This is a genomic window from Bacillota bacterium (genome assembly GCA_040754675.1).
Lineage (GTDB): Bacteria > Bacillota > Limnochordia > Limnochordales > Geochordaceae > Geochorda.
Map to the genome: position 1 here is coordinate 1 of JBFMCJ010000228.1, position 6524 is coordinate 6524.

A 6524-nucleotide genomic window follows, 5' to 3' on the forward strand; every position below is an offset into this window, starting at 1 on the left:
GAGGCGGATCAAGGCCGTAGATGGTCCTGACACACCTTGATCACCGCCGCGGGCGAAGCTGGTACCGGGCTGTTGCGGATGGAGGCGCCAGAAGCTGGGTGCTCGACCGGGAGGCGGTGAAGGGGCTTCGCTTCCTGGCCGGCCCGAACCTCGGGCTGCCGCGCCCGCTCGGTGAAGCGGAACAGAGGCTTCTGGACGAGGCGGAGCGCGCCAGCGCCCGGCGGCGCGCCCTGCACCTCCTGGCGCACCGCGGGCGCAGCGTCGCCGAATTGCGCCGGCTCCTCGGGACCTGGCCCTTCAATGCCTCCGCCGTGGAGGACGCGGTGCAGTGGGCTGGCGAGCTGGGCTACCTGGACGACCGTGCCCTGGCGCGGGACATCGTGGGGGTCAGCCTAGCGCGTGGGGGTGCCGGCCGCCAGGAACTCGTCGCGCGAATCGAGAGCCGGGGGGTAGACCGGGAGGTTGCCGTCGAGGCGGTGGAGGAGGGCTACCCGCAGGAAGAGGAGCAGCGGAAAGCCACAGAGCTTGCACGGCGCCACGTGCGCTCCCTGGAGCCGCTCCCTTCGGAACAGAAGGTGGCGCGTCTTTACCGCTACCTGGCGCGCCGCGGATTCGAGGACGAGGTGGTGCGCCACGCGCTATGCGCCGTCCTCGGCCCGGAAGCCCGCAGGTGGCTCGAAGCGCCGTAGCCGCGTTGACAGGGTCTTCAATCGGGGGCTAAAATAGCGCTTGAGGCCAAGCGGGTTTCCGCATTTGCTGCGGATTGCCGCCCCTCAAGAAAAGATGCCTGCCGGCAGCCGAGTGGGTATCCCTCTCGGCTTTTTGTCCATTCGGGGTGATCGGTGGGCGCCGGCAGGGCTTCCCCATAGGCGCCGGCCACCTGTTGCCTTCCGTACGGCCGGCTGCCAGAAGCATGCACCTTGACAAGTGAAGGGGGTGTCGCGGATCGCCGCGTTCGTTTACGGCTTGTTCGCGCTCATGCTGGCCGCCGGCTTCACCGCCGGGTACCTGGCCAGGCAGATCCTGGCCGAATCCCGGATCGGAGGTGCGCAGGCACGGGCCAAGGCCATCCTCGATGAGGCGGTTCGGACGGCCGAGGCCAGGAAACGTGAAGCGGTCCTGGAGGCCAAAGAGGAAGCGCACCGGCTTCGGACGGAGGCCGAACGGGAGATCCGCCACGAGCGCAACGAACTGCAGCAGTTTGAGCGGCGGCTGCTTCAGCGCGAAGAGGCGCTCGAGCGGAAACTGGAGAGCCTGGAGCAGCGTGAGGAGATCCTGGCGAGGAAAGCTCAGGCTCTCGATATCGCCACCGCGGAGGCGCAGGAACTGGTCAAGCGGCGCCGCGCCGAGTTGGAGCGGGTCGCCGGGATGACCACCGATGAGGCTCGCCAGCATCTGCTCCAGGAAGTGGATCAGGAGATCCAGCGTGACGTTGCCCGCATGTTGCGTGAGGCCGAGGAGAAGGCACGGGAAGAGGCCGACCGGAAGGCCAAGGAGATCATCGCTCAGGCCATCCAGCGGTGTGCCGTGGACCATGTGGCCGAGATCACCGTCTCGGTGGTGAACCTTCCCAACGACGAGATGAAGGGCCGGATCATCGGGCGAGAGGGCCGCAACATCCGCACGCTCGAAACGCTCACCGGCATTGACCTCATCATTGACGACACGCCCGAGGCGGTGATCCTGTCAGGTTTCGACCCCGTGCGGCGAGAGGTTGCACGGCTGGCTCTGGAACGGCTGGTGGCAGACGGCCGGATTCACCCGGCCCGGATTGAGGAGATGGTGGAGAAGGCCCAGAAGGAGGTCGACACCATCGTCCGGGAGTACGGGGAGCAGGCCGCGTTCGAGGCCAAGGTCCACAACCTGCATCCGGAACTGATCAAGCTGCTGGGCAGGTTGAAGTTCCGCACCAGCTACGGGCAGAACGTACTGAAGCACTCACTGGAAGTTGCCCATCTGGCAGGCCTGATGGCGGGCGAACTCGGAGCCAACGTCGAGATCGCGCGGCGGGCCGGGCTGTTGCACGACATCGGCAAGGCCGTCACGCACGAAGTGGAAGGTAGCCACCTCCAGATCGGAATGGAGCTGCTCCGGCGCTACCGCGAGTCGCCCGAGGTCGTCCACGCCATGTCGTGCCATCACGGGGACTACGAGCCGCGGACCGTGGAGGCGGTGCTGGTCACGGCGGCCGACACCATCTCGGCAGCACGGCCCGGCGCCCGGCGGGAGACCCTGGAGTCGTACATCAAACGGCTGGAGAAGCTGGAGGCCATCGCGGACTCCTTCGATGGAGTCGACAAGGCGTATGCGATCCAGGCCGGCCGGGAGATCCGGGTTATCGTCAAGCCCGAGCGGGTGGACGACGGTACGGCTGCCAGGCTCGCCAAGGAGATCAGCAAGCGGATCGAGCAGGAGCTGGAGTACCCCGGGCAGATCAAGGTAACCGTGATCCGGGAGACCCGCGCAGTGGAGTATGCTCGCTGAACAGCGCGCGGCAATGGAAGGGAGCCCACCGTTCAAAGAGACGGTGGGCTCCTTTGCTTTGCGGGGCCTGCGGATGGCCCCTCTAATTCCCTACACGCCACCGTCAAGGATTCCATCGAGCACTGCCGAAGCCTCTGCTAACAGGGGTTTGGGGAGCAGGGGCATGCAACCCTCACGAAGGTACGCTGACGCAAGCTTTCTCACGTTTCTCCTGCGGCGGTACAGTGCCATCATCGCGGTGCGGTGCCTCGCTCCGGACCGCCTTATCGAGTTCACCTTCGTGGCGGAAGGCAGGATCGGCGCCGGCGAGTTCATGCGCCTCAGGACACTGATGGGCCAGGGGCTGGAGGCGCTGGCGGCACTGACCGGACAGAAGGCCGGGCGCTTCCGGATCCGGCGCACCTTCTTCGAAGGCTACACCCAGTTGATCATGCAGCGGGACCTGGATACCCTATCCGTGCAGGAAGTTGCCGTAATGGTTGGCCTGGTGCGCCAGGTGCTGGGGCCCCGTGTCGTGGCCGAGGCGACGGCCGGTGGGCTGGGGCCGGCTCAGGACGACGACCAGGATGACAGCCCCGAGACCTTGAGGCGCCTTTTGCAGGCGCTCAAGCGCAAGAGGAGCGCCCGGGTTCTGATCGGGCTTCGCCACAGCGGGCAGCCCCTCGTCTACAACCAGGTCTCCGGGCACCTGGCCGCATCCCGCTCGAGGCAGCACTGAAAGGCCTGCAGGCTACGGGCTGTCCCACGAAGCCACGGAGGTCTTCATGCGCATCCTTCTCATCGGTGACGTGGTGGGGCGGCCGGGGCGCCGCGCCCTGCGCGAGCTGCTCCCGGCCGTGATGGCCGAGTCCGGCGCCGACTTCGTGGTGGCGAACGGCGAAAACGCGGCGGGCGGGTTCGGTGTCACCCGCAAGACGGTTCAGGAACTCCTGGATGCAGGCGTGGACGTCGTCACCACGGGCAATCACGTCTGGGATCGCAAGGAGATCCTGGAGTTCATCGACGAAGTGCCGCAGCTCCTGCGCCCGGCCAACTTTCCCCCCGGGACACCGGGCACCGGCTACGTGGTGGCTCGTAGCCGCCGCTCGGGTGAGAGCGTCGCGGTCATCAACCTCATGGGCCGTACGTTCATGGGGGCGCTCGATTGCCCGTTTCGGACGGCCGACCGCCTCATCGAGGAGGTGGCCGCCCATGCGCGCGTGGTGCTGGTGGACTTCCACGCCGAGGCGACCGCCGAGAAGGTAGCGATGGGGTGGTACCTGAACGGCCGGGTCAGTGCGGTCTTCGGCACGCACACCCACGTCCCCACGGCGGACGAGCGGCTGCTGCCTGCCGGCACGGCCTACATCACCGACCTGGGCATGACCGGCCCTCACGACAGCATCATCGGGATGGAAAGGGAAGGCGTGCTGCGGCACATGCTCAGCGCGCTGCCCCACCGCTTCGAGGTGGCGCCGGGAAGGGTCCGCATGGACATGGCCCTGGTCGAGGTGGACGCCCGGACCGGCAGGGCGCTCTCCATCGAGCGGATCTGTCGCTTTTCGGATATGGCCTCCTCCAATACAGCCGCGCAGGACGAGTAACGCTCCTCCGCTCCGCCGCATCCTCGCCCGGGTGTTGCGCCGGCCTGAATGGGAGGCGCCGGGCACGGCGCAGATTATGAAGCGGCCGGCTCCCGGACGGGACATCCCACACTCTGGCCGGCCGCGGAGGGTTTCAGGGCGTGGCAGTCGTCAAAGTCATCGAACTTGTCGGTGAGTCCAAGGTCGGCTGGGAGGATGCCGTGAGGCAGGCGGTGCGGCAGGCGGCCAAGACAGTACGGAACATCAGCGGCGTCGAAGTGCTGAACTGGACCGCCAACGTGGATCCTGCAAGCGGCAGCATCGTGGAGTACAAGGCCGACGTGCAGGTTGCCTTCAAGGTGGACGGTACCGACTAAGAGGTATCCTGCCGGACATCCTGCACGCTGAGGTGACAGCCGTGGCCTCCCAGACCCAGACGCACGAGCGGCAGACCCAGGTCGACTACCAGCAATTCGCGAGCCGGCGCCGCCCGAAACCGCCGTACCTTCGCAACGCGCTGTTTGCGTTCCTGACCGGCGGCACCATCGCACTGATTGGGCAGGGCCTCATTGCCCTGTTCCTGCGAACCGGGCTCTCACCGGACCAGGCGAGCGCAAGGGCGGCGGTGGCCCTGCTCTTAGCAGGAGCGCTGCTGACAGGGCTTGGCGTCTACGACGACATCGCCAGGTTCGGCGGCGCCGGGGCGGCCATCCCCGTTACCGGCTTTGCGAACAGCATCGTCGCCCCCGCCATGGAGTTTGCTCGTGAGGGATACGTGTTCGGCCTGGCGGCCCGCATGTTCCAGATAGCGGGGCCGGTGATCGTCTACGGGGTCACGGCGTCCGTGGCGATGGGAATCATTCGCTGGCTCATGCTGAAAGGGTGACGGGCTTGCCTGCCGCCGCACAGGCCCCGCCGGCCGAGCCGCAGGCAGCGGCCCGGAGGCTGGGGCAGGGCACCGTCCGCTTCTTGCTGCCACCCAGGGTGGTCGCCGGCTTCGCCATCGTCGGCCCCATGGAGGGAAAGGGCCCCCTGGCCGGCTACATGGACTGCGTCCTGGAGGACACGTTCTACGGCGAGCGGTGCTGGGAGCGCACGGAGAGCAAGATGCTCAAGGACGCCGTCCACCAGGTGGCAGCGCGGGCGAACTGCCAGGAGTCGGACATCGACTTGACGATCAGCACCGACCTCCTCAACCAGTGCGTGAGCAGCAGCTTCGCGATGCGATCGCTGCGCATCCCGCACGTGGGCATCTTCTGCGCCTGCGCGGGGTTCGCAGGGGGGCTCGCCCTGGGGGCCTCGCTGGTGGACGCCGGGTTTGCCCGGCGAGTCGTTGTGGGAGCATCCAGCCACCACGACGCGGCGGAGCGCCAGTACCGCTTTCCGACCGAACTCGGCGTGCAGCGCCCCCCGACGGCCCAGTGGACGGTGACCGGGGCCGGGGCCGCCGTCGTCGCGGACGGCAACGCGCAGGGACCGGCGCAGATCACCCACGCCACCTTCGGGCGTGTGCTCGACTACGGGCTGAAGGACCCCTATGACATGGGCAGCGCCATGGCCCCGGCGGCCGCCGATACCCTGGTCAGGCACCTCGATGACACGAACCGCAGGGTGGAGGACTACGACTGGATCCTGACCGGCGACCTGGGCCGGGTGGGCTCCTCCATCCTCATCGACTGGCTCAAAGAGCGCTACCAGCTGGACATCGACGGGCGGCACAGCGACTGCGGCGTGCTGATGTACGATCCCGCCCGCCAGGACGTCCACTCGGGCGGGAGCGGCCTGGGCGCCAGCGCGTGCGTGGTCTCGGGGTATCTTCTGAAGGCCATGCAAAAAGGTCTCGTCAACCGGGTGCTGCTCGTGGGCACGGGGAGCCTGCACAGCCCCACCACCTACCAACAGGGCGAGAGCATCCCCGTGGTGGCCCACGCCGTCAGCCTGGAGCGCCCGGGGGTCACGTGAGGGGGGAGACTGGTGCAGTTCCTCATCGCGTTCCTGGTCGGCGGTGCGCTGTGTGCTCTCGGCCAGGTGATCACCGACGAAACCTCCCTCACGCCGGCCCACACCATGGTCCTCTACGTGGTCTCGGGCGCAGTACTGGCGGGCCTGGGGCTGTATGAACCGCTGGTGCGGGCGGCCGGGGCGGGAGCCTCGATGCTGGTCTCCAACTTCGGTTTCGTGCTGACCAAGGGGGTCAGCGACCACCTGGCTCGTGAGGGCCTGTGGGGGGCGTTGTCCGGAACATTCGAGGTGGCCAGCGCGGTCTTCGCCGCGTCGATCCTTTTCGGCTTCCTCATCGCCGTCTTCTTTCATCCCCGCGGCTGAGAAGCGATGCGTGCAGCCGCCTGGCTCTGGCGGCATAGGCTCTCGGCCCTGCGGGGGAAACTACCCGATGGAGGTGCGCTTCAGGTGGATTGGGTTCGAGCAGCGGTGCGGTTCGTCGTCTCAGCCGTCGTGTTGATGTTCGTGGGAGCCATC

8 protein-coding genes are annotated in these 6524 nt (G+C 67.4%); all 8 read left to right on the forward strand.

Translation table 11 applies throughout. The annotated features are described in order from the left end of the window. The first annotated feature begins 20 nt into the window (after positions 1-20). On the forward strand, positions 21-689 hold the full coding sequence (locus AB1609_13300) for a RecX family transcriptional regulator (GenBank protein MEW6047436.1): 669 nt from the start codon (positions 21-23) through the stop codon (positions 687-689). Between the two features lie 289 nt (positions 690-978). Next, complete coding sequence (gene rny / locus AB1609_13305) at positions 979-2484, forward strand: ribonuclease Y (protein ID MEW6047437.1); 1506 nt, start codon at positions 979-981, stop codon at positions 2482-2484. Positions 2485-2647: 163 nt separating this feature from the next. Beyond that, complete coding sequence (locus AB1609_13310) at positions 2648-3202, forward strand: hypothetical protein (GenBank protein ID MEW6047438.1); 555 nt, start codon at positions 2648-2650, stop codon at positions 3200-3202. A gap of 46 nt (positions 3203-3248) precedes the next feature. Continuing rightward, entirely contained in the window at positions 3249-4067 is an 819-nt protein-coding gene (locus AB1609_13315; protein MEW6047439.1) for a TIGR00282 family metallophosphoesterase, read from the forward strand. Between the two features lie 140 nt (positions 4068-4207). After that, the gene (locus tag AB1609_13320) at positions 4208-4423 is read left to right on the forward strand and encodes a dodecin family protein (protein ID MEW6047440.1); all 216 of its coding nucleotides are present in this window, start codon (positions 4208-4210) and stop codon (positions 4421-4423) included. A 41-nt stretch (positions 4424-4464) separates the two neighbouring features. Further along, a complete protein-coding gene (gene spoVAC, locus AB1609_13325) occupies positions 4465-4932 on the forward strand; it encodes a stage V sporulation protein AC (protein ID MEW6047441.1) in 468 nt (155 codons plus the stop codon). Then, positions 4929-6008, forward strand: coding sequence for a stage V sporulation protein AD (gene spoVAD, locus AB1609_13330; protein ID MEW6047442.1), 1080 nt, complete (start codon positions 4929-4931; stop codon positions 6006-6008). Before spoVAC ends, spoVAD begins: the two co-directional genes overlap by 4 nt. Before the next feature lie 9 nt (positions 6009-6017). Further along, a complete protein-coding gene (locus AB1609_13335; GenBank protein ID MEW6047443.1) occupies positions 6018-6371 on the forward strand; it encodes a SpoVA/SpoVAEb family sporulation membrane protein in 354 nt (117 codons plus the stop codon). The last annotated feature ends 153 nt before the right edge of the window (positions 6372-6524 follow it).

Excerpts from the sequence above, each read along its gene's own strand:
- AB1609_13300 (MEW6047436.1), top strand. The coding sequence starts at position 21 with ATGGTCCTGACACACCTTGATCACCGCCGCGGGCGAAGCTGGTACCGG.
- rny (MEW6047437.1), top strand. The coding sequence starts at position 979 with ATGCTGGCCGCCGGCTTCACCGCCGGGTACCTGGCCAGGCAGATCCTG.
- AB1609_13310 (MEW6047438.1), top strand. The coding sequence starts at position 2,648 with ATGCAACCCTCACGAAGGTACGCTGACGCAAGCTTTCTCACGTTTCTC.
- AB1609_13315 (MEW6047439.1), top strand. The coding sequence starts at position 3,249 with ATGCGCATCCTTCTCATCGGTGACGTGGTGGGGCGGCCGGGGCGCCGC.